Here is a 22,469-nt window from a genome sequence, read left to right on the forward strand (position 1 = left end):
GTGACTTTGTATACGAGATGATAAGACTGAATAGAAATGTTGTTATAGTAGGAAACACGAGCCTTAGAGGTGAGTGTACAGATGGTACTCGACTCCGATAAGGCGAGGCATTGACGACCTAGAACAGCGTTTATCTTCAGTCTGAAGTGACGACAGTTAAAAACTGTCGTCACTCTTTTGGATTACGAAAGGGGGTACCATGTATGGCCATCACGCGCTAACAGTTCGTCAGCCGCGATTGGACCAGCGCTGCCTGAATCATAATTTGGTAATTCGGTAGGGCTCAATTTCCAACCTTCGTAAATACGGTCAGCCAACTGCCATGAGAGTGCTACTTCATCCCAGTGTGAGAAATAAGTGGCGTCACCGCGTAAGCAGTCGTGAATAACTTTTTCATACGCTTCGGGCGCATTTTGGTCGACCGCATCAGCCGCTGTTTGTAGCTGTGTCGGTTGTGTCGCAAGACCAAGGCCAGGCACCTTGACGTTAAGTTTTAAGGTAATGCTTTCGTTAGGTGCGATTTCAATCACTAACGTATTCGCAACTTTTTCGCTGCTGTCATCAAATAAGTCAGGACGATCGTTCTTGAATTCAATCACGATGTTCGTTTTTTTATTAGAGAGCCGTTTTCCTGTTCTAATGTAGATTGGCACACCGTTCCAACGATCGCTGTGAGACGTCAATTTACCAGCAACATAGGTCTCAGTCGTTGATGTCGGCGAAACGTTTTCTTCTGACCGATACGCTTTAAACGTTTGTGGGTCAGTTGGGTTTGCATCGTACTGACCAGGAACGAATAAATTGTTAACGACATCTAATTCTGGCACATCTAACGAACGTAATAAACGCACTTTTTCGGCACGGATTTCAGCTTTATCTAATGTTAAAGGGAAGTCCATTAACAATAACGATACGACTTGTAAAATATGATTTTGGAACATATCACGTAAGGCACCGCTGTTGTCATAGTAACCACCGCGTTCTTCGACGCCAAGTTCTTCTGCTAATGTCACCTGCACATTGCTAATGTGACGGTTATTCCAGAGTGCCTCAATCATTGGATTGGCAAAGCGGATCGCCGAAACATTTTGTACCATTTCTTTTCCTAAGTAATGATCAATGCGGTAAATTTGATTTTCATTAAAGGCATGACCGAGTGCATCGTTTAATTCCTGTGCTGAAGCAAGGTCATGACCAAACGGTTTTTCAATCATTAGACGTTGATAACCTTTAGTTGCAACTAAGCCTTCAGATTTTAAGCGGATAGCAATTTCATTGAAGAAAGTTGGTGCCATCGCAAGGAAAAAAACACGATTGCCTTTAAGGTGATATGTTGTATCAAGCTCGTTTGATAAGTCTAACAATACCTTATATGATTCTTTGTTCGTAACATCGTGTGAACGATAATAAAAATGGGAAACGAACGCTTGGATGTGTGATTTATCGGCAATAGATGCAATCGAAGAAGCAACACGTTCGCGGAACAAAGCGTCGGTTAACTGGCGACGTGCAGTACCAATAACGGCGAAATTTTCTTTCAAAAATCCTTTTGCATACAAACGGTAGATAGCAGGATATAATTTGCGGTTAGCTAAATCGCCTGTGCCACCAAATATTGTAATCAGTGCTGTTTCTTCAGTAATTTTAGTCATATCGGTAAGCCTTCTTTCATTCTCATTTTAATGCGTTTTTGCTTGCACTTATTAATATAACACGAAAGCGAAAAGTCGGATAGTCAACAATCTTGAAAAAAATAAAATTATTCAAAAAAACGGCACAGGCAACACTGTAAGCGTTACCATAGCTACGTGTTGATAACACACATTAAATTTATTATTACGGCGAAAATTATGGTAAAATAAGACGTAAACCTTACATCAGAGAAAAGAGGCAAGACAAAATGGAAATTACTTTTTTAGGCACAGGTGCAGGGGTACCTGCCAAAACACGCAATGTGAGTGCGATTGCCTTGCAGTTGCTAGATGAACGCAGCACATGGTGGCTATTTGACTGTGGTGAAGCAACCCAACATCAACTGCTGAAAAGCACATTGAAGCCAGGTAAAATTGAAAAAATCTTTATTTCTCACCTTCATGGTGATCATATTTTTGGCTTGCCCGGTTTGCTGAGCAGTCGTTCGTTCCAAGGTGGTGACACGACCTTAACGGTCTATGGACCAAAAGGAATACGAGCCTTTATCGAAACGAGCCTCCGTGTCTCGCAAACACATTTAGCCTATCCGTTAGTAATAGAAGAAATCACACCCGGAATTGTCTTCCAAGATGAACAGTTTAAGGTTGAGACGGCCTTGTTAAGTCATGGAATCGATAGTTACGGCTATAGAATAGAAGAAACCGATAAAATTGGTAAATTAGATGTGGCGGCCTTAAAAGCATTAGGCATTAAACCGGGCCCGATTTTCAAAGACATTAAAGACGGGAAGACTGTAACATTAGCCGATGGTACGACGATTGTGGGTAAGGATTTTGTTGGCGAATCAGTCAAAGGGCGTGTGGTAACAATCTTAGGGGATACACGACCGACTGAAAATTCAGTCAAACTGGCGGAACAGGCCAATGTCCTTGTTCATGAAGCAACCTTTGAAGCGGATAAGAGCAAAATGGCACGGGCTTATTTTCATTCATCAACCACGCAGGCAGCGACAATTGCGGCTAAGGCAAACGCCAAACACTTATTGTTAACACATATTTCATCCCGTTACCTCTATGATGATCTAAACAAATTGGCACAAGAAGCCCGTGAAGTCTTTGAACAGACCGATATAGCGGATGATTTTATGACCTTTGATGTGCCTTACATTGTAGGTGAAGACTGATGCAGATTGAAACAGTTATCGTGACAGGCGCTTCGAGCGGTGTTGGTCATGTTGTGGCGGAACAATTACTCGCACAAGGTAAACGAGTCATTTTAATGGCGCGTCGAACAGAGCCAATGGTGGTATTAGCCAATCAATACCGGGGGCAAGCTCATGTGTATCAATGCGATGTCAGTGTCGCGCAACAAGTGGTAGAGACGATACAAATGGTGCTTGAACGCTTTCCGGTGATTGATGCGATTGTTCATTGTGCTGGTTTTGGGATATTTGCCAATGCAGTCGATACAACAATCGAACAAGTGGAAGGAATGCTGCTCACCAATGTTAGTGGGGGGATTCATTTGAACCAACTATTACTACCACAGTTTAAGCAACAAGGCTATGGGCATATTATGATGATTGCTTCGGTTGCTGGCAAAATCGGGACACCGAAGTCAAGCGTCTATGCGGCCAGTAAGTTTGCGCTTGTTGGTTATACGGATGCGTTGCGGATGGAAGTGGCTGGCGACGGTATCTACGTGACAACGATTAACCCTGGCCCAATTGAAACACCATTTTTTGAGATTGCTGATCCATCGGGCGAATATTTGAAAAACATCGCTCGCTTTAGCTTAACACCAGAGCAGGTAGCGTCGAAAATGGTGCGTTGCCTTGGGAAGAAAAAGCGCGAGGTAACCCTCCCGTTAACGATGGCGTTTGCCGCCCGAGTTCATGCGTTTTTTCCGCGGACAGTGGAGGCAATTGCGAAACCTTTCTTCTTGAAAAAATAGTAAAGTAGCAGTGATAGTCGTGATGTACAAACCTGACGTGACATGTTAAACTACTAGAACATATGTTCGAGTTTGAGGAGTTGGTGAGATGAAACGACAACGTAAAATTATTCATATCGATATGGATTGCTTTTTTGCGCAGGTGGAACAAACTGACCACCCGGAATTGAAAGGCAAGCCTGTTGTTATCGCTAGCGACCCCCGTGTATCAAAGCGTGGGGTTGTTTCGACAGCATCATATGAGGCCCGTACCTTTGGTGTCCATTCGGCGATGTCGAGTGTTGAAGCGTTAAAACTTTGTCCACAAGCAATTTTTATCCCGCCACGGATGGCACGTTATCAAGAAGTGTCACTCAAAATTCGTGAAATCTTTAGCCGTTACACCGATCAAATTGAGCCGTTATCTTTGGATGAAGCGTACTTAGATGTCACCGAAAACAAACGCAATGAACGATCAGCGAGCCGCCTAGCACAACAAATTCAAGCGACAATCTATGATGAACTGCAGTTAACCTCGTCGGCGGGTGTCTCTTATAATAAATTCATTGCTAAACTAGCCTCAGATTACCAAAAGCCAGCGGGTCGAACAGTCATCACGCCTGAGCAAGCCTTGGCTTTTCTTGCGCAGCTCCCGATTGATGATTTTTATGGTGTTGGTCAGGTGACCGCCGAAAAAATGCACACCCTTGGCATTCATACGGGGGCAGACTTATATGAGTGGCGTGAATGGGATTTAATCATGCAGTTTAAAAAACGGGGGTATCAATTGTATCGGCTTGTGAGGGGGATTGATGACTCGCCGGTGCGAACAGCGCGTGAACGTAAGTCGCTAGGACGAGAAACGACCTTTTCGGCCGATGTGATTGATGAACAACAACTGCAACTCACCTTACGTCATTTTGCACAAAAGATAGCGCAAACCTTAACTGAGAAGCAGCTGAGCACCCAAACAATCGTCTTGAAAATTCGTTACAGTGATTTTTCAACTGAAACAAAACGACTCACATTGCCACTGCGGCTCAGTGAAAGTCATGAACTTTATTTTTATGGCCTCCAAATATTTGAAGAGATGTGGACGCAACAACCGGTGCGGCTGATTGGCTTAACAGTTACTAACTTGGCAACGAGACACTATGAGAACTTACGATTGAAAGGGCTATAAAAAGGGGTGTTACAATGGAACGGTGCGAAGGGTTAATTATTCGCGTGATGGATTATCGTGAATCCGATAAAATTATCCGTTTATACACAAAAGAGCATGGCAAAATCAGTTTGGTGGCACGCGGTGCAAAAAAAAGCAACAGTCGGATTGCTGCTGTCACACAGCTGTTTACCTATGGTGAATTCATGTACTTTGGCAACAAAGGATTAGGCACAATTCAACAAGGGGAAGTGATTGAACGCTTCCCGCTCATTTCACAAGATATTTTTACGACAGCGTATGCATCCTACTGTGTCGACTTACTCGATAAGGCGATTGAGGAACGAGAGCCCAATCCGGCCTTATTTTCGTTGATTTATCAAGTGATTGAAAAAATGGCTGCTGGTGAAAATGCACACGTCATTAGTCAAATCTTCGAATTGAAGATGCTTAATGTATTAGGACATTATCCTGAGTTTCGTGGTTGTGTCTTAACAGGTGAGACAGAGGGTCCGTTTGATTTTTCAATCAAACACAATGGTTTAATTTCACGTCGTTGTTTTGATGAGGACCCGAATCGTTTGCAGTTGTCTGATAAGGTGATTCGTTTACTGCGGCTGTATTATTTAATTGACTTTAACCGTCTGGGTAAAATTGATGTGAACGATGAGGTAACGAAACAAGTCCAATGGGCGATTGATACGTATTATAATGAAGTGTCTGGTTTGAATTTAAAAACAAAACGCTTTTTAAATCAAATGTCTGACTGGGGCTCCCAAATGAAAGTGGACACGTCTGAGGCAGCGCCACCTGAATGATGCTAAATGAGCTGTTATGATTGACAATAATACTATTTTATCGTATATTTAAAGACGTATATAGAAGCAATGAAGAGCAGTAGTAGCAATTTAAACCAGTTTCAGTGAGTATGGGATAGTGTGAACCATATAACATGGCGATTGTGAAGGCAGCTTGGAGCTTAGTTTATTGAGGTGGATGATAGTTATATCATCAAGTAGGGTGGAACCGCGATGTTTATCGTCCCTATGTTAGTCATTGTGATTAGCATAGGGGCTTTTTTGCGCCTTATCCACGATGCAAAAAAACAATTACCGAAGGAGAATGTCAAATGAATGTACAAAAAATGATCCAAACATTGCAAGCTTATTGGTCAGAACAAAACTGTCTCTTGCTTCAATCGTATGATGTCGAAAAAGGGGCGGGTACCATGAGTCCTTATACGTTCTTACGCGCTATTGGACCAGAACCATGGGCAGCTTGTTATGTTGAACCTTCACGTCGACCAGATGATGGCCGTTATGGTGAAAATCCTAACCGTCTGTTCCAACATCATCAATTCCAAGTGGTGATTAAACCTTCACCAGCGAACATCCAAGAATTATACTTAGGTTCGTTAGCTGCGATTGGTATTGACCCATTAAAACATGATATTCGCTTTGTCGAAGATAACTGGGAAAACCCGTCAATGGGTTGTGCTGGACTTGGGTGGGAAGTTTGGCTCGATGGTATGGAAATCACACAGTTTACCTATTTTCAACAAGTCGGTGGCTTAGAATGTTCACCCGTCACTAGTGAAATCACGTATGGTATCGAACGTCTGGCATCATACATTCAAGATAAAGAAAGCGTATTTGACTTAGAATGGCATGATGGTGTGACTTACCGTATGTTATTCGGTCAAGCAGAATATGAGCACTCAAAATATGCCTTTGAAACATCAAATCAAGAAATGCTTTTAGCAAATTTTGCGAGTTTTGAACAAGAAGCATTGACGCAATTAGAATTGGGTCTGGTTCACCCAGCCTATGATTACATTCTTAAATGTTCACATACCTTTAACCTCTTAGATGCACGTGGTGCGGTCTCTGTCACGGAACGCGCTAACTACATTAGCCGTATTCGTAAATTGGCCCGTACGGTTGCTAAAACATACGTGGCAGAGCGTGAAAAATTGGGCTTCCCAATGTTGAAAAAGGAGGACAAATAAGATGACTCAAGATATTTTATTAGAAATTGGTTTAGAAGAAATGCCCGCCAAATATGTCCAAGCATCAGAAATACAGTTGAAAGAACATGTTGAAGCATGGTTAGCCGAAAAAGGATTAGCCTATGAAGCGGTTGCTTCTTTTTCAACACCGCGTCGTTTAGCAGTTACAGTTAAAGCTGTTGCACCGTCACAAGCCGACAGCGAAGATGAAGTGCGTGGCCCGGCCCGTAAAACAGCACAAGATGAAAATGGTGACTGGTCACGTGCAGCCCAAGGTTTCGTGCGTGGACAAGGTTTAACAACCGACGATATCTTCTTCAAAGAATTAAAAGGAACAGAATATGCCTTTGTTAATAAAAAAACAGTCGGTGTTGCCACAGCTGATTTATTAAAAGAATGGGATAAAATTATCTTAGGCCTAAACTTCCCTGTTAATATGCACTGGGCAAATCACCACACTAAATACATCCGTCCGATTCATTGGATCGTTGCCCTTTATGGCGATACTGTCATTCCGTTCTCAATTTTAGATGTAACGACAGGTCGAACAACGCGCGGACATCGTTTCTTAGGACATGAGATTGACATCACGTCAGCAGCAACTTATGAAACGCAGTTAAAAGAAGTATTTGTTATTGCTCAACAAGCAGAGCGACGCCAACTGATTGCTGACCAAATTGCGGACCTTGCGTCTGTAAAAAACTGGAACGTGCCAATCGATGCCGACCTCCTTGAAGAAGTAACGAATTTAGTTGAATATCCGACCGTTTTATTTGGTAATTATGAAGAAAATTATTTAGACTTACCAGCGGACGTTTTAATTACGATTATGCGTGAGCACCAACGGTACTTCCCTGTCATGGCACATGACGGTCAGTTATTGCCGTTCTTTATTACCGTTCGAAATGGGAATGCGGAACATTTAGAGACCGTTGCTAAAGGAAACGAAAAAGTACTCCGTGCACGTTTGTCGGATGGCGAGTTCTTCTATCAAGAAGATCAAAAAATCACGATTGCGGCAGCACTTGAAAAATTGAAAAAAATCACCTTCCATCAAAAAATTGGTACGATGTCTGACAAAATTGAACGTGTTGGTTTAGTTGCAACGAAGCTTGCGGGCTTATTCAACTTTAGTGCAAGCGAAATCGCGGATGTTCAACGTGCAGCTGCTATTTATAAGTTTGACTTAGTGACCAACTTAGTCGGTGAATTCCCTGAATTACAAGGCGAGATGGGTGCTAAATATGCTTTGTTGCAAGGAGAAAACGAAGTCGTTGCAACTGCGATTCGGGAGTCATACATGCCAACAAGCTCAGAAGGCGAATTGCCTGCTACAAAAGTAGGGGCGTTACTTGCCTTAGCAGATAAATTAGAAACATTAGGTGCCTTCTTCTCAGTTGATATGATTCCAACCGGTTCGAATGATCCGTTTGCCTTGCGACGTGCGATGATTGGTGTGGTACGGATTTTAATTGATCAACGCTGGGAATTACCATTCGATGGTACGGTACGTGATATTATTACATTAGAAGAAGCAGCCGGTGTCAAAGTGATGCCAATCGATGAAACCGTCTTGAAATTCAACCAATTTTTAGCGCGTCGTCTTCGTAATTTATTAGCTAATGATGATGTTCGTCATGATTTAATTGAAGCAGCCGTTGCTGGAGAAACAAATGATTTAGCACAGCTATTTGAGCGTGCAGCAGCCTTAAACAAGGTTAGCCAAGCAGACTGGTTCCGTCCAACAGTTGAGGCCTTGACACGGGTGATGAACCTTGCACGTAAATTGGATAAAACCGTAACTATTGATGAAACATTGTTTGAAAACGAGAGTGAGCAAGCGCTGTATCGCGAAATTAAAACGGTTAAAGCAGCCTTTGCAGCCGCATCATCAACCGAAAAATTAACCGTCTTGAAACAATTACAACAACCGATTGCTCGTTTCTTTGAAAATACACTTGTAATGGTCGACGACGAAGCGATTCGTACAAACCGCTTAGCGATGCTTGCTGAATTGAATAATATCGTCGCTCGTTTTGCTAAATTTGATGCGATTATCGTGAAATAAAAATATTTTCACAAATTAAAAGGGTTTTTGGAATAGCTAGCGAATAATACTATTATGGTCTATCTAAGTGAACAAAAACCCTCTTTTTAGGAGGGAGCCACAATGCGAATGATATCATTGATTATTGTTGATGCCGATGCGTGTCCTGTAAAGGAGGAAGTGCTGGCCTTAACAGCGCCATTAAATATACCAGTAACCTTTGTGGCCTCTTATAATCATTTTTCAGTTAACCGTACAGGTAATTGGGTGTTTGTTGATACGACCAAAGAAGCAGCCGATTTAAAAATCGTTAATCTAACGACTGCAACAACCTTAGTCATCACTCAAGACATTGGCTTGGCCAGTCTCTTGTTGGCAAAGGCAGCGCTCGTCATTAACCAATACGGACTTATCTATGATGTGAATACGATTGATGCTAGCCTCGAACGGCGTTATTTAGCAGCTAAACAACGGCGACAAGGGGTTCATTCAAAAGGTCCAAAGGCATTTACTACAGCTGATCGTCACATGTTTAAGCAACGGTTTTCTAACTATTTACAAACTAATGAATGAAATGATGTGGTCCTAAATGTCTAATCGAATACCAGAAGAATTATTAACCCGTATTCAGCAAGAGAACGATATTGTCGATGTCGTCAGTGACTATGTTCAATTAAAAAAACAAGGGCGTAATTACAGTGGCCTTTGTCCGTTTCATAATGAAAAAACACCGTCTTTTTCAGTTTCACCAGAAAAGCAAATTTTCCATTGTTTTGGCTGTGGTAAAGGTGGTAATATGTTCACTTTTATTATGGAGTCTGAAGGTATTACGTTCCAGGAGGCTGCCATTCGCTTGGCCGAGCAAAGTCATTTGCCTATCGGCGATTTAAAAGTAGCACAATCGCCAACAAATGAACCGTATGATGCTAACAATCAAACAGATGATACGCATGCAATGATTGAAGCGCATGCGCTTGTGTCACAGCTATATCATTACATCTTAACGAGTACAGAAGAAGGCACGGAGGCGCTTAACTACCTCCATGACCGGGGCTTGAATGACGAGGTCATCCGTCAATTCAACATTGGCTTTGCCCCTAAAAGTTGGGAATTAGTCACTGCCTTTTTAGAAAAACGCGATTTTGATCAACATGTGATGATTGATGCCGGCTTACTCGCACGACGTGACGATGGCAACGCCGTTGATCGTTTTCGTGAACGGATAATGTTTCCAATTACAAACGACCGCGGTCAAACAATTGCGTTTTCTGGTCGGTTATTACCCGGTGTCGAAGGTCCTAAATACTTAAACAGTCCTGAAACAGCCCTCTTTAATAAACGTGAGACGTTGTTTAACTTTGCTAACGTGCGAAAAGAAATCCGTCAAACAAAGGCTGTGACAGTCTTTGAAGGGTTTATGGATGTTATTGCAGCCAGTCAAGCGGGTATAACAAATGGAGTGGCCTCAATGGGAACGGCCTTAACACCAGAACATATCTCGAAGCTGAAACGTGTGACAAATCGCGTCATTGTATGCTACGATGGTGATTCGGCAGGTTTAAATGCGACGTATAAAGCGGTGCAACTATTACAAGAAGCCCGTGGCATGCAGGTGAAGATTATCTCGTTACCCGAAAAATTAGACCCGGATGAATATATTCAAACAAAAGGGGTCGTAGCTTTTAAAGATTTTTATGAACAACAGCAAATAGAGTGGCCATTATTTCTAATGCGCTACTTGAGTTTAGCAACGGATTTATCACAGGCTGATGAAGTGGCACATTATGTAGAACAAGTGCTTACTGAGATTAACCGGATTGAAAATCCGATTGAAAAAGAAGTGTACTTGGCTGAATTGAATCAACGAACACAGATTGATAAAGCTGTCTTACGGCAACAATTAGCACAGCGGCAGCCTCAACCACAGTACGAAGAATTTGCCTTTCAACCACAAGAGCAACGCCTGGTGAAACGCACGGCATTGGATAAGTTGGAACGATTTATCATCCGGATGATGTTGAAAGATACACATTTCTTCGACCAAGCACAGCAAAAGTTTGAACAGCAATCACTGGTGTTTTATCATGATGACTATCAAGCGATGTATACCTATTTATTACCGTATTATCTTGAAGGTCATCCCGCCGATGTGTCGCAATTTTTACTTAATGTAAAAGATGAACGAGTCAAAGACTTGATTGTGGCGATGGAGATGGAAGAAATGCCCGATGCTGAAGAACTGGATATCGATGAATGTTGTTCGCAGTTGACTAAACTGCAACAAGTACAAGATTTCAAACGATTAAAACAAGCGCAAATTGATGCGATTAATGCCAATGATAGCGAGCAAGTCCGTACCATTTCACTTGCGATAATTGCAAAAAAACGCGCATTAGATAGGCTTTAAAATCAGAGGAGGAATTCCATAGTGGTAAAAAAAGCAGTAGCGAAAAAATTAACGTTGGAAGAAACAAAAGCGGAATTACTAGTACGAGGAAAAAAAGATGATACACTCACATATGACGAAGTGGCTAAACAACTCGCACCCTTTGATTTAGATGTTGAAGTATTAGATGAGTTCATTGAACATTTAACAAGTGAAGGTGTTGAGTTATCTGATGAACCAGCACCCGTAGAAAAAGATGAAAAAATTAACATTGCAGACCTTAGTGTGCCTGCAGGTGTTAAAATCAATGACCCTGTACGAATGTACTTAAAAGAAATTGGTCGTGTCGATCTTTTAACAGGGCCCGAAGAAGTAGCCTTAGCAAAACGTATTGAAGCCGGTGACCTTGAAGCTAAGGCACAATTAGCAGAAGCTAACTTACGTTTAGTTGTATCGATAGCGAAACGTTATGTTGGTCGTGGAATGTTATTCCTTGATTTAATCCAAGAAGGTAACATGGGCTTAATGAAAGCTGTTGAGAAATTTGATTTCTCTAAAGGCTTTAAATTTAGTACGTATGCGACTTGGTGGATTCGTCAAGCAATCACCCGTGCCATTGCCGATCAAGCACGTACAATTCGTATACCAGTGCATATGGTTGAAACAATCAATAAATTAATCCGTGTCCAACGTCAATTGTTGCAAGACTTAGGTCGTGAACCTTCACCAGAAGAAATCGGTGAAGAAATGGACTTAACAACTGAAAAAGTACGTGAAATCCTTAAAATCGCACAAGAGCCTGTCTCATTAGAAACACCGATTGGTGAAGAAGATGATTCACATCTCGGTGATTTTATCGAGGATCAAGACGCAACATCGCCGGCAGAACATGCAGCCTATGAATTGTTAAAAGAACAATTGGAAGATGTACTTGACACCTTAACTGACCGTGAAGAAAACGTTCTACGTCTTCGTTTTGGTCTAGACGATGGTCGTACACGTACGTTAGAAGAAGTAGGGAAAGTCTTTGGCGTGACCCGTGAACGTATTCGTCAAATCGAAGCGAAAGCATTACGTAAATTACGTCATCCAAGCCGTAGTAAACAATTGAAAGATTTCTTAGAATAAGCAATTTTAAAAACCGTAGGGCCAAAAGGGTTCTGCGGTTTTTTTTGTTGTAGTGAGTTCTAATTAGTTGATGCTTAGTATTAGGCTATGTTATATTTTAATAAGCAATGACCATTTACAATGTCAATAGTTTTATGTGAATGGCATCCGATTTGTTAGATAAAAGACAATAAGCAACTGATCGAAGTAACTTTCATCAATTAGGAGGGAAGAAGGGTGTACACGAGGGGGGCCACAAGGTATGACAGAGTACCTTGTTCAAGTGGTGAAGCGAATGTTGCCCATCAATTACCAACTGTCTGCTATCGTAGAAGCAACGGGACTCACAGAAGAACGGCTTAAACAAATAGCGCGATTGTAACATCCAATTTGACAATGTGCATCTAAGAACACAACCACAAGTTACACAGTTGACCAAACGACAGTGAAAAGGAGCGGTGATGAATGATGCGAATAAAACAATTGTTCCGTCGGTACAGTCTTTTGCGGGTGCTGATTAGTTTATCGTTAACATTCTATATTGTTGTGTTTGTGCCATCAATAGTAAAGGCAAGTCATTCACAGGAAGTTGATGTCACTCGTGTTGAATCGGGCCCTATTGCTGGTGGGTATTGGATTAGAGGCTATCAATGGGCATGGCCATTAGAACAGATTATTTCTGAATATAAACATTACACGAAACGATCACATGCGAGTGTTGTTAATGGGAATGGTACCTATCATAGTGGTGGCTGGACAAAGAGTAGTAATCAGTTTAGCCGAGCGAAAGCGAATTGGATACCGTGGGGTACAAATAAAGCCTACTATGATAGCAAAAAATAAATGGTGAGCGTTTTAGATGACAGTCTAGAACGCTTTTTTGAGGAGGGCTTTATGAAAAAAATCATTTTTGTCGTGTTGTGTTTACAAATGACATTATTGAGTGTGTTGTTTATCACGGTAGCAAAGCAGCAAAGTCGTCAGCAACTATTGTATGATGGTGTCACAATAATGAGTCTAAATACAACTGAAGTAGCAGGGGATGTGTCCTCTCAAATTATAGCGGCGGCTAATCAAACAAACATCACTTTAGCGGTGTATATTCATCCTGATAAACAGACGCAATACATTTTAACGAATGATGTAACACTAGCACAACGTCTATCAATTAAGATACCTGAATTTACAAATACGAATGCTTTTATTAGTTCACAACAGACCGGTGAAGCCTTACAAAAGGGGCGTTTCCGCCTGTTTGATCAATCACTGTTATTAAAGATATATCCGATTGAAGGGAATCAGAACTATCAGCCGTCTGGTTTATACTATCTGTTCACAACGGATCAGTCGCAAATTAATCAGTTTACAGCTTTATTAACACCGCTTGGTATTAGTGTGAATCCAGGCATGATTGATACACAAGCGCAGCTGTGGATGCAACAACTTTTACAGCACTGGGATTGGCTGTTACTTAACCTATTAGTGTGTTTAGCGCTCGTTGTTATCATCCTACATGATGGTTTTGTACAACAACGGACTCGCTATTTGTTGAGTTTACAAGGGCAGTCTAAGTGGCAAATTTGGTTGTATAGTATCACTCGTTTGCGATGGCCGTTTGTAAGTGCTGTCTTGTTGACAATCTGTCTCTGTCTGTTATGGCAGTGGTCACAGGTGGGCACTGCCTATAGTCTAACTGTGATTGGTCTTTGTCTGTTAGCAATTGCACTGACAGGCAGCGTTTTTATGTTTCTTCTTAGTTTAATCAGTGTACTCAATCAAGGTGTATTAGCCGATGTAAGCGGTAAACGACCGGTTAAACGTCTTTTTGCGCTTTATTTAGGATTGAAACTTTGTTTTTTAGCGTTAATGGCTGGTCTGGCACATGTTTATGTGCTCAATCAAACGGTGTTGACCACCGCTTTGGCCGAAACAGCTGATTGGGAAAAAATGCGTGGTATTTATACACCGGTCCAGAGCTATGTTGGACAAGATAAACGTAAAATCGAAGCAACTAACAGTAGCAAATTGAAGAAGTTGTATGAAGAAATGCGTCTACAAGGTGGTTTTTTAATTGTGTCACGAGATTATCTTCCGACCGACTCGCGTGACGAAAAGACCTTTCTCGCTGAGCATAATCCACGTCGAATCAATCCTGACGAACGCAAGGTTATCCTTGATTTGAACTATTTAACAAGGCACCCGGTCACAAGTCAGGCCCACTCAATTGCCGATGAGGTTATTTGGGATGAGAATGTCCGAAATGTACTCGTGCCCCAACAGTATAAGTACCGCGAAGCTGAGCTCAACCGGCTTTTTTTAGCTGATTTCACTTTTGGGCGGGTTGATTTAATGGCTTATTATGAGGAATTCAGCGGTTTGCCTATTACAGCGCACAACACCGCCGATTTAGCTGTCAATCTGATTTACGTTGACGATAAGCAGCCTTATTTTTCGTATGGCAACGACCTCCCTTTATGGTTACCGAATGCATTCGCCATTGTTGAAACGGGTAATACAAGCCCGCTCGACTACAGTTGGTATTTTTCAGGTAACGTCTATTTTGAAGCCCATGGTGATCCATATGCCACGCTTTTTCCAGCGATTCAACGAACGAACACGGAGGAGTTAATTCGCAGTGTTAGCTCGGTCTATCATCGCAAGGGGTTTATTATTCAACTGCTTAATGAAAATCAAGTGAAAATTGGCTTGTTTGTCGCACTGCTAATTGGGAGCTCTTTCTTACTAACGTATACCTTAACAGCCCTTTATTTTAAACGGAATCAACGACGGATTATGATTGCCCACTGCCATGGTGATTCATACGGACAAATACATCGCCGCTTTTTCACGTTACTCCTTAGTTTAAATGGGGTGTTATTAGTGGTGATAGCGCTGCAAGCAGACGTGAACGTACTGGTGAGTTTTTGCTGTTACGTGTTGTTAGAAGCCTTGTTGATATATGGTCTGCACCGCTACTATGAAAAGCGTCAATTGGCGGAGAACTTTAAGAGGGGGAGTTAAAATGATTGAAGCGCAAAAACTGACGAAAAAATTTGGTGATCACGTGGTCATCCAGCCGCGTTCATTCACAATTGCCGCGGGAGCGTTTGTTGTTATTACGGGACCGAGTGGCTCGGGTAAAACAACCTTGTTAAACATATTATCTCTGTTAGAGCAACCGAGTGGCGGTGTGCTGAGACATCAAGGGCGAAGTCATTTGTCGCGCCGGGAGATACGACAATTAAAACGGGATGACTACGCCTATTTGTTTCAAAACTATGGTCTGATTGAAGAAGAATCGGTCTCGTTAAATTTGCGGATGGCAATGAGGGGCGTCGGCAAATACGAGCAGACAAAGCGGATGGACCAAGCCTTGCAAACGGTCGGTTTACAAGGTTACGAACAGCGCCCTGTTTTTCAATTAAGTGGTGGGCAACAACAACGCGTTGCACTAGCTCGTGTGCTTGTTAAACAAGCGCGGTGTATTTTTGCGGATGAGCCCACTGGCAATTTGGATGAGTCGAACCGCGAACGGGTGTTTCGTCTGCTTAAAGGTTTGCATGCGAACGGGACAACCATTATTTTAGTGACGCATGATCCCTATATGGCAAAACTGGCGACGAAAACTATCAACCTATCGAGAAACTAGAGGTGATCATATATAGCAATACGATGTTTAGCGGTATACGCAATTATCATTGCACTTAATTAATAGCCTGAGCTGAAATTAATCGCACTCGTTGGTTCAGCTAAAATGAGCAACCGTGGCATATTTGCTAAAATGAATTTGCCTCATAAGGTCAGGTTCAATTTGAAGATAGCATCCCAATCAGAGTGGTGGAAGGATAAATGATTACAGTGAAAAAGGCTCCTCAATCGAACAGAGGAGCCAAATAGTAGCGCAACAGTTAAAGTTTGTTATAATAAACAGTGGCAGAAATCAATGGTGTTTGTGATTACACGAATCAGGCGATTTTGTCTTTTTCGTGCGTAAGGAAAAGGTTTCAGGTACCATATCGATGCCACCAGGGTGAAGCGGTTGGCATTTAATAATACGTTTCAAGGCTAAGTAGCCCCCTTTAATGGCACCGAATTTTTGTACCGCCTCAAGTCCATAAGTCGAACAGGTCGGGTAAAAACGGCAACTAGGTGGAAACAATGGTGAAATTAATTTACGGTAACCTTTAATTAAAAATAAGAAGATGTGTTTCAAGCGAATCAACCTTTCAAACGTTTCATATGCGTTTATTGTACCTTAAAATAAACAATCTGACGTCTGTTTTGATTGGTGATTATGCAAAAAAGGGGAATGACAATGATAGAATATACCGATTTAACAGGTGAACAAGTAAAAATGACTTTTCAAAAAGATGGACTGGGCACGGATATAAAAGATATTTTAGTTATACCATACTTAGGCGACAACAATTGGCTTTTAACCGAGAATATCGTGCGCGGTCTGGAATTTCCTGGTGGTAAAATCGATCCAGGTGAATCGATTGTGACGGCAGTTAAACGTGAGTTATGGGAAGAAACAGGAGTCCATCTAACCCCGGCCGATCAGTGGCATTTCATTGCCGATTATCAATTTAAGGATAAGAAGCGGGGACACGTGATTAAACGAGCATACGTTATTGAGCTTGCGACTTATATCGAAGCACCGATTCCAGCTGAGTTCGAAACGATAGCGGTGCATCAGTTAACGACAGTCGATTACGAACAATTTGATGCGGCACGCCTAAGCTTTTACATGAAAGATGCGGGGATGGCGACACTGTGGCAAAAAGCAAAGCAAATTGTCGGCTGTTAATTTAAGGCATTGACAAGGTAAAGGTAGTTTGAGATAATAAGCACATATCATGATGAAACAATTATGAATCTTATCAAGAGTGGTTGAGGGACTGGCCCTGTGAAACCCAGCAGCCTACACAAAAGTGTAAGGTGCTAACCTGTGGCAAGATAGTGTACTATCTTGGACGATAAGAGCAAAGGTATAGCTATAAGTCTGCTATGTTACCTTTTCTCTTTGCGGAGAAAAGGTTTTTTTTATGCGTATTTATCACGGGATACAGAGGATGATATAAGCGTTTCACGAGTGATAATTAAAAATAATGGAGGAATAACAATGACAAAAAACCGTCATCTTTTTACATCAGAATCAGTAAGTGAAGGACACCCAGACAAAATGGCCGATCAAATTTCGGATGCGATTTTGGATGCCATCTTGGCAAAAGACCCAATGGCTCGCGTAGCCTGTGAAACAACAGTTACAACAGGAATTGTGCTCGTTGCAGGGGAAATTTCAACGACAACCTACGTTGACATTCCTGCCGTTGTACGTCAAACGATTAAAGAAATCGGCTATACCCGTGCAAAATACGGCTTCGATGCCTCAACTTGTTCGGTCTTAACAGCAATCGATGAACAATCACGAGACATTGCTCAAGGCGTTGACGAAGCTAAAGAAAGTCGCGATGGTGAAATGAACGATGACGAAATTGACGCTATCGGAGCAGGAGATCAAGGCTTGATGTTCGGTTTCGCAACAAATGAAACAGAAGAATTAATGCCACTTCCTATTTCGTTAGCACACCGTTTAGCTCGTCGTGTAGCGCAACTACGGAAAGAAAACATCGTTGATTATTTACGTCCGGATTCAAAAACACAGGTAACTGTTGAGTACAATGAAGATAATACACCGCAACGTGTCGATACAATTGTTATTTCAACACAGCATCATCCAGACGTGTCGCAAGAACAAATTCATGCGGATATGCGTGAACTTGTGATTAACGAAGTCATTCCGGCTGAATTAATTGATGAGGATACGAAATACTTTATTAACCCAACTGGTCGTTTCGTTATCGGTGGGCCACAAGGGGACTGTGGTTTAACGGGTCGTAAAATCATTGTCGATACTTACGGTGGTTATGCCCGTCATGGTGGTGGTGCTTTCTCAGGTAAGGATGCTACTAAAGTCGATCGTTCAGGTGCTTATGCTGCGCGTTATGTTGCTAAAAACATCGTAGCAGCTGGACTGGCAGACAAGGTTGAAGTGCAGGTTGCTTATGCAATTGGTGTCGCTAAACCGGTATCAATTTCAATCAATACATACGGTACAAGCAACTACTCTGAAGATCAGTTGATTGAAGCGGTTAATGCAACGTTTGACCTGCGACCAGCTGGTATTATTAAGATGCTTGACTTACGCCGCCCAATCTATCGTCAAACAGCTGCATACGGTCACTTCGGTCGTCTTGACTTAGACTTGCCGTGGGAAAAAACAAATCGTATGAACGCGCTTAAAACAGCACTCACAGCAAATAGCTAACCAATCTTTTATTCGATAATTAATCTCTTTTCACAACCGTTCATTATGAATGATACTGTGTGAAGAGATTTTTATCTTTCAGGAGGCTTGCAGATGAAGAGGGACTTAAAAGGTAAATGGTTCGAATTATTACAAATGGCTGAACAAGAACCTTATTTTCAGCAACTGCAACAATTTTTAGCGACACAATACACCGATGAGGTGGTTTATCCGCCTCGGGAGTTGGTTTTTAAAGCGTTGGAACTGACACCGTTTGAAACGGTTAAGGTTGTAATTTTAGGGCAAGATCCTTACCATGGTGCCAATCAGGCAGAAGGTTTGAGCTTTTCAGTTAAAAGCGGTTTGCCTGTGCCTCCGTCATTACGGAATATTTATAAAGAATTAGCTGATGATCTTGCAATACCGGTGCCAACCGATGGCAGTTTAAGTAATTGGGCGACACAGGGTGTCTTGTTACTTAATACGGTTTTGACAGTCAGGGCGCATCAACCTAATTCACATAAACAACAAGGGTGGGAACAATTCACAGACAGTTTAATTGCTGCCTTAAATGAACGAGAACAACCCGTTGTCTTTATTTTATGGGGCAAGCCGGCCCAACAAAAGCGCCAACAAATTGACACTGAGCGTCATTTTATTATTGAAGGGCCTCATCCAAGCCCATTGTCGTCGTATCGTGGCTTTTTTGGAAGCAAGCCATTCTCGCAAACGAATGCGATTTTGGAGAATATCGGAGTGGAACCGATTGATTGGTCATGTCTTAAACAAGAACCGATTAATCAACAGGGAACACTGCTATAAAGTTGTGATAAATCGCGTAATTGCTCGATTATCTGCGTCGTGATGCTAGTGTTTAGGGGCTTAAATGTGCTATTATTAGGATAGTTATTGACAAAAAGATTAAATTACAAGGTAGTTTACGTATAGGAGAGAAAAATATGTGTGGATTTATAGGATGTATTGATAATAAACCAGTGGCAATCTCAGCTGATGATAAAGCAATCTTTGAAAAAATGAATCAATTTATTGAACACCGCGGCCCAGATGATGAAGGGTATTTTTATGAAAATCATGTGGCGATGGGTTTTCGTCGTCTAAGTATTGTCGATGTTGAAAATGGTCACCAACCATTAGCTTATGATGATGGTCGCTATTGGATATTATTCAATGGTGAGGTGTATAACCATGTCGAATTACGGGCACAATTAATCGCTAAAGGTCATACCTTTAAAACAGAAAGTGACACAGAAGTCATTATTGCGATGTACGCCGAGTATAAAGAAGAAGCCGTGAAACAATTACGTGGTATGTTTGGTTTTATGATTTGGGACCGAGAAGAAAAAACAGCCTTTATTGCTCGTGACCATATTGGAATTAAGCCAGTTAACTACGTTGAAGTAGGCGATAAATTATACGTGGGTTCCGAGAAAAAAAAGTCTGTTGTTAGCGATGGATAAACAAGCGATTGATGATGTCAGTCTGCAACATTACATGACCTATCAATTTGTACCAGAGCCGGCTTCAATGATTAAAGAGGTACATGCCTTAGAGCCTGGTCATTATATGATTAAAAGAATGAACGAACCACTCGAAATTAAAGCATATTGGAAACCAACCTTTGCACCGGTTGATAAACCAGAAACAGAGTATGTCAAAGAATTACGTGAAGCATTATTGGATTCTGTCAAAATTCACATGCGTAGTGATGTTCCTGTCGGCTCATTTTTATCAGGTGGGATTGATTCGACGATTGTTGTCGCTTTAGCAAAAGAATTCAACAAAAACATCGAGACTTTCTCAGTTGGCTTTGCCCGTGAAGGCTACAGTGAAATTGATGTGGCACAAGAAACGGCTGAAAAATTAGGTGTGCCTAACACAAGTTATGTCATTACACCGGAAGAGTTTATGGAAGAATTACCGAAAATTGTTTGGTACTTTGACGAACCGTTAGCGGATCCAGCAGCAATTCCACTTTACTTTGTTTCTCGTGAAGCACGTCGTAAAGTGAAGGTCGCGCTTTCTGGTGAAGGTGCCGATGAATTGTTTGCCGGTTACACGATTTATAACGAACCTAATTCGCTCGCGATGTTCGATAAGATTCCTAAAGTCGGTCATAAATTATTACGTGCGGTTTCAAAAGTTATGCCTGAAGGGATGAAGGGTAAAAGTTTCTTAGTGCGTGGAACAACGCCACTAGAGGAACGTTTTGTCGGCAATGCTTTTATCTTTAACGAGAATGAAAAGAAAATTTTATTGCCAAATTACTTAGAAGATGCGCGTTATACAAATGTAACAGCGCCGTTGTATGAAGCATCGAAACACTTGGATCCAATTCAACGGATGCAATATGTCGATATGCATACATGGTTACGTGGGGACCTCTTATTGAATAATGACCGCATGTCTATGGCGAATTCACTTGAAGTGCGTGTGCCATTCTTAGATACAAAGGTGTATGATGTGGCTAAACGGATTCCGTCATCTATGACAATCGCCAACGGCACAACTAAATCGATTTTACGGAAGGCATCAGAATCATTCATTCCTGAGCATGTCTTAAATCGTAAAAAATTAGGTTTCCCGGTGCCAATCCGTCTCTGGCTAAAAGATGAGATGAAAGACTGGGCGACAGCGATTATTAAAGAAAGTCCAACTGAACATTTAATTAACAAGGATTATGTCATCAAATTGATGGAGGATCACTGTGCTGATAAACGCGATAACAGTCGTAAGATTTGGACAGTGTTAATTTTCATGATTTGGCATCAAATCTACGTTGAGAAAAAGTATGATTTCCAAACAAATGGTGCAGAGATTAACTTCAAACCATAATTTGCCTGAGTGAGTATGTCAGTATATAAAATTAGTAGTCGCAGTGAACCTAACACAGAGTGCTAGGTTCACTTGCATGAGGAGGAACAAATGAATAAACGAATATTATGGGTCGATGATGTCGCGGAGATGGCTTACATTTATTTGCTATCGAGTCGTGTTGAAATTCCTGTGACAGACACAAAAGAATCAGCTGTAACACCGGCAATTGTGTTTGATTATGCTGAAAATGGTCGTGTTGTGGGGATTGAATTGTATGAACTCTACTACCGTAAATTACGTCAAATGCCAGATGGACAGCTCTATACGCTCACAGAGACGGGCTATTATTGGGGCTTTGCTAAACCGGAAACAACCTTTGATTTTGAAGAAAAAGGCCTAACCTTTCATTTTGCGGATCCGCTGTTCGAAGATTTCATCGGATATACGGTCAATGATACGAAACTGTATTCGCTGAAAGTGTTAAAACAATTAATTAAGTAATAAAAAAGAGCCGCTAACGGAGGAACTGCCACTATAATTAGATACAACTAAAAAAGAGCACCTCAAATTTGGTAAAATAAATTTGGAGGTGTTTTCTGATGTCAAAACATAATTTTTATCCTGTTGAATTAAAGATTCAAATTATTAAACGGTTTCTGAATGGTGAAAGCGCAGCTTCACTTCGTGAAGAATTTAAAATCCCTAGTAGTGGAACTCTTTACAGATGGAAAGATTGGTACCTAAATGGTGAAATAAGAAGTCTAGAAAGTTCTTCTGGACGACGATTAGAAAAGGATATTTCTATATCTGAACAATTGGATAAAGTAACGAAAGAGCTAAACTTATTAAAAAAATATTTTTCTCAAGAAAGATGGTGATAGCTGAAAATATAGTGCAGTTTATTAAACAAAATACAGATACCTTTTCCATTACTAAATTAACGGAATTATTTGGAATATCTAGAAGTTTTTATTATCGTCACCAAAATAAAGAGACATTTAAATTTTCCTATCTAGAGCAAAGGATTAC

At 41.3% G+C, this 22,469-nt stretch carries 18 protein-coding genes, 2 pseudogenes, 1 riboswitch and 1 other annotated feature; of the genes and pseudogenes, 18 read left to right on the forward strand and 2 right to left on the reverse strand.

The genetic code is table 11. The features are described 5' to 3' along the window. Positions 1-182 precede the first annotated feature (182 nt). Entirely contained in the window at positions 183-1,652 is a 1,470-nt protein-coding gene (gene zwf, locus BCAMP_RS00730) for a glucose-6-phosphate dehydrogenase (protein ID WP_035312897.1), read from the reverse strand. Between the two features lie 248 nt (positions 1,653-1,900). Here zwf and rnz point away from each other — a divergent pair, with 248 nt between their 5' ends. The 12 genes and pseudogenes from rnz (at position 1,901) to BCAMP_RS00790 (ending at position 15,944) form a co-directional block, all read left to right on the forward strand. Beyond that, the gene (gene rnz / locus BCAMP_RS00735; protein WP_035312898.1) at positions 1,901-2,836 is read left to right on the forward strand and encodes a ribonuclease Z; all 936 of its coding nucleotides are present in this window, start codon (positions 1,901-1,903) and stop codon (positions 2,834-2,836) included. Continuing rightward, complete coding sequence (locus BCAMP_RS00740; protein ID WP_035312899.1) at positions 2,836-3,606, forward strand: SDR family NAD(P)-dependent oxidoreductase; 771 nt, start codon at positions 2,836-2,838, stop codon at positions 3,604-3,606. The genes rnz and BCAMP_RS00740 overlap by 1 nt, the downstream gene beginning before the upstream one ends. Before the next feature lie 88 nt (positions 3,607-3,694). After that, positions 3,695-4,768, forward strand: a complete 1,074-nt coding sequence (dinB, locus tag BCAMP_RS00745; protein ID WP_035312900.1) for a DNA polymerase IV — start codon at positions 3,695-3,697, stop codon at positions 4,766-4,768. 14 nt (positions 4,769-4,782) lie between these two features. Beyond that, positions 4,783-5,565, forward strand: a complete 783-nt coding sequence (recO, locus tag BCAMP_RS00750) for a DNA repair protein RecO (RefSeq protein WP_035312902.1) — start codon at positions 4,783-4,785, stop codon at positions 5,563-5,565. Between the two features lie 60 nt (positions 5,566-5,625). Then, positions 5,626-5,796, forward strand: a binding site (T-box leader). Positions 5,797-5,876: 80 nt separating this feature from the next. Continuing rightward, positions 5,877-6,755 (forward strand): glycine--tRNA ligase subunit alpha, encoded by an 879-nt coding sequence (glyQ, locus tag BCAMP_RS00755; protein ID WP_035312904.1) that lies wholly within the window; start codon positions 5,877-5,879, stop codon positions 6,753-6,755. A gap of 1 nt (position 6,756) precedes the next feature. Then, positions 6,757-8,823 (forward strand): glycine--tRNA ligase subunit beta, encoded by a 2,067-nt coding sequence (gene glyS, locus BCAMP_RS00760; RefSeq protein ID WP_035312906.1) that lies wholly within the window; start codon positions 6,757-6,759, stop codon positions 8,821-8,823. A 102-nt stretch (positions 8,824-8,925) separates the two neighbouring features. Continuing rightward, positions 8,926-9,375, forward strand: coding sequence for a YaiI/YqxD family protein (locus BCAMP_RS00765; RefSeq protein ID WP_035312908.1), 450 nt, complete (start codon positions 8,926-8,928; stop codon positions 9,373-9,375). 16 nt (positions 9,376-9,391) lie between these two features. Beyond that, positions 9,392-10,672, forward strand: a pseudogene (gene dnaG, locus BCAMP_RS00770) (DNA primase); the annotation flags it as partial. A 558-nt stretch (positions 10,673-11,230) separates the two neighbouring features. After that, the gene (gene rpoD / locus BCAMP_RS00775) at positions 11,231-12,316 is read left to right on the forward strand and encodes an RNA polymerase sigma factor RpoD (protein WP_035312912.1); all 1,086 of its coding nucleotides are present in this window, start codon (positions 11,231-11,233) and stop codon (positions 12,314-12,316) included. Between the two features lie 444 nt (positions 12,317-12,760). Continuing rightward, positions 12,761-13,138 carry a hypothetical protein gene (locus tag BCAMP_RS12250; protein ID WP_051456770.1) on the forward strand — a complete coding sequence of 126 codons (378 nt, stop codon included), beginning with the start codon at positions 12,761-12,763 and terminating at the stop codon, positions 13,136-13,138. A gap of 51 nt (positions 13,139-13,189) precedes the next feature. Further along, on the forward strand, positions 13,190-15,316 hold the full coding sequence (locus BCAMP_RS00785; RefSeq protein WP_035312914.1) for a DUF1430 domain-containing protein: 2,127 nt from the start codon (positions 13,190-13,192) through the stop codon (positions 15,314-15,316). 1 nt (position 15,317) lies between these two features. Beyond that, on the forward strand, positions 15,318-15,944 hold the full coding sequence (locus BCAMP_RS00790) for an ATP-binding cassette domain-containing protein (protein WP_035312916.1): 627 nt from the start codon (positions 15,318-15,320) through the stop codon (positions 15,942-15,944). Between the two features lie 291 nt (positions 15,945-16,235). Here the strand turns inward: BCAMP_RS00790 and yidD are convergent, their stop codons facing one another. Further along, positions 16,236-16,508, reverse strand: coding sequence for a membrane protein insertion efficiency factor YidD (yidD, locus tag BCAMP_RS00795; RefSeq protein ID WP_035312918.1), 273 nt, complete (start codon positions 16,506-16,508; stop codon positions 16,236-16,238). A 102-nt stretch (positions 16,509-16,610) separates the two neighbouring features. Between yidD and BCAMP_RS12255 the strand changes: the two genes are divergently transcribed. The 6 genes and pseudogenes from BCAMP_RS12255 (at position 16,611) to BCAMP_RS00825 (ending at position 22,318) form a co-directional block, all read left to right on the forward strand. Beyond that, positions 16,611-17,105 (forward strand): NUDIX domain-containing protein, encoded by a 495-nt coding sequence (locus tag BCAMP_RS12255; RefSeq protein ID WP_051456771.1) that lies wholly within the window; start codon positions 16,611-16,613, stop codon positions 17,103-17,105. Between the two features lie 67 nt (positions 17,106-17,172). Beyond that, positions 17,173-17,281: riboswitch (SAM riboswitch) on the forward strand. Between the two features lie 139 nt (positions 17,282-17,420). After that, positions 17,421-18,626 carry a methionine adenosyltransferase gene (gene metK, locus BCAMP_RS00805; RefSeq protein ID WP_035312920.1) on the forward strand — a complete coding sequence of 402 codons (1,206 nt, stop codon included), beginning with the start codon at positions 17,421-17,423 and terminating at the stop codon, positions 18,624-18,626. A 93-nt stretch (positions 18,627-18,719) separates the two neighbouring features. Next, the gene (locus BCAMP_RS00810; protein ID WP_035312922.1) at positions 18,720-19,427 is read left to right on the forward strand and encodes a uracil-DNA glycosylase; all 708 of its coding nucleotides are present in this window, start codon (positions 18,720-18,722) and stop codon (positions 19,425-19,427) included. Positions 19,428-19,564: 137 nt separating this feature from the next. Continuing rightward, a pseudogene (gene asnB, locus BCAMP_RS00815) lies at positions 19,565-21,458 on the forward strand (asparagine synthase (glutamine-hydrolyzing)). A 90-nt stretch (positions 21,459-21,548) separates the two neighbouring features. After that, the gene (locus tag BCAMP_RS00820; protein ID WP_035312924.1) at positions 21,549-21,941 is read left to right on the forward strand and encodes a DUF2283 domain-containing protein; all 393 of its coding nucleotides are present in this window, start codon (positions 21,549-21,551) and stop codon (positions 21,939-21,941) included. A 98-nt stretch (positions 21,942-22,039) separates the two neighbouring features. Continuing rightward, positions 22,040-22,318 (forward strand): helix-turn-helix domain-containing protein, encoded by a 279-nt coding sequence (locus tag BCAMP_RS00825; protein ID WP_035312926.1) that lies wholly within the window; start codon positions 22,040-22,042, stop codon positions 22,316-22,318. Positions 22,319-22,469 lie beyond the last annotated feature (151 nt).

It is taken from the genome of Brochothrix campestris FSL F6-1037, assembly GCF_000525915.1.
Lineage (GTDB): Bacteria > Bacillota > Bacilli > Lactobacillales > Listeriaceae > Brochothrix > Brochothrix campestris.

Coding starts and splice junctions, on each gene's coding strand:
- zwf (WP_035312897.1), bottom strand. CDS start 1,652: ATGACTAAAATTACTGAAGAAACAGCACTGATTACAATATTTGGTGGC.
- rnz (WP_035312898.1), top strand. CDS start 1,901: ATGGAAATTACTTTTTTAGGCACAGGTGCAGGGGTACCTGCCAAAACA.
- BCAMP_RS00740 (WP_035312899.1), top strand. CDS start 2,836: ATGCAGATTGAAACAGTTATCGTGACAGGCGCTTCGAGCGGTGTTGGT.
- dinB (WP_035312900.1), top strand. CDS start 3,695: ATGAAACGACAACGTAAAATTATTCATATCGATATGGATTGCTTTTTT.
- recO (WP_035312902.1), top strand. CDS start 4,783: ATGGAACGGTGCGAAGGGTTAATTATTCGCGTGATGGATTATCGTGAA.
- glyQ (WP_035312904.1), top strand. CDS start 5,877: ATGAATGTACAAAAAATGATCCAAACATTGCAAGCTTATTGGTCAGAA.
- glyS (WP_035312906.1), top strand. CDS start 6,757: ATGACTCAAGATATTTTATTAGAAATTGGTTTAGAAGAAATGCCCGCC.
- BCAMP_RS00765 (WP_035312908.1), top strand. CDS start 8,926: ATGCGAATGATATCATTGATTATTGTTGATGCCGATGCGTGTCCTGTA.
- BCAMP_RS12250 (WP_051456770.1), top strand. CDS start 12,761: ATGATGCGAATAAAACAATTGTTCCGTCGGTACAGTCTTTTGCGGGTG.
- BCAMP_RS00785 (WP_035312914.1), top strand. CDS start 13,190: ATGAAAAAAATCATTTTTGTCGTGTTGTGTTTACAAATGACATTATTG.
- BCAMP_RS00790 (WP_035312916.1), top strand. CDS start 15,318: ATGATTGAAGCGCAAAAACTGACGAAAAAATTTGGTGATCACGTGGTC.
- BCAMP_RS12255 (WP_051456771.1), top strand. CDS start 16,611: ATGATAGAATATACCGATTTAACAGGTGAACAAGTAAAAATGACTTTT.
- metK (WP_035312920.1), top strand. CDS start 17,421: ATGACAAAAAACCGTCATCTTTTTACATCAGAATCAGTAAGTGAAGGA.
- BCAMP_RS00810 (WP_035312922.1), top strand. CDS start 18,720: ATGAAGAGGGACTTAAAAGGTAAATGGTTCGAATTATTACAAATGGCT.
- BCAMP_RS00820 (WP_035312924.1), top strand. CDS start 21,549: ATGAATAAACGAATATTATGGGTCGATGATGTCGCGGAGATGGCTTAC.
- BCAMP_RS00825 (WP_035312926.1), top strand. CDS start 22,040: ATGTCAAAACATAATTTTTATCCTGTTGAATTAAAGATTCAAATTATT.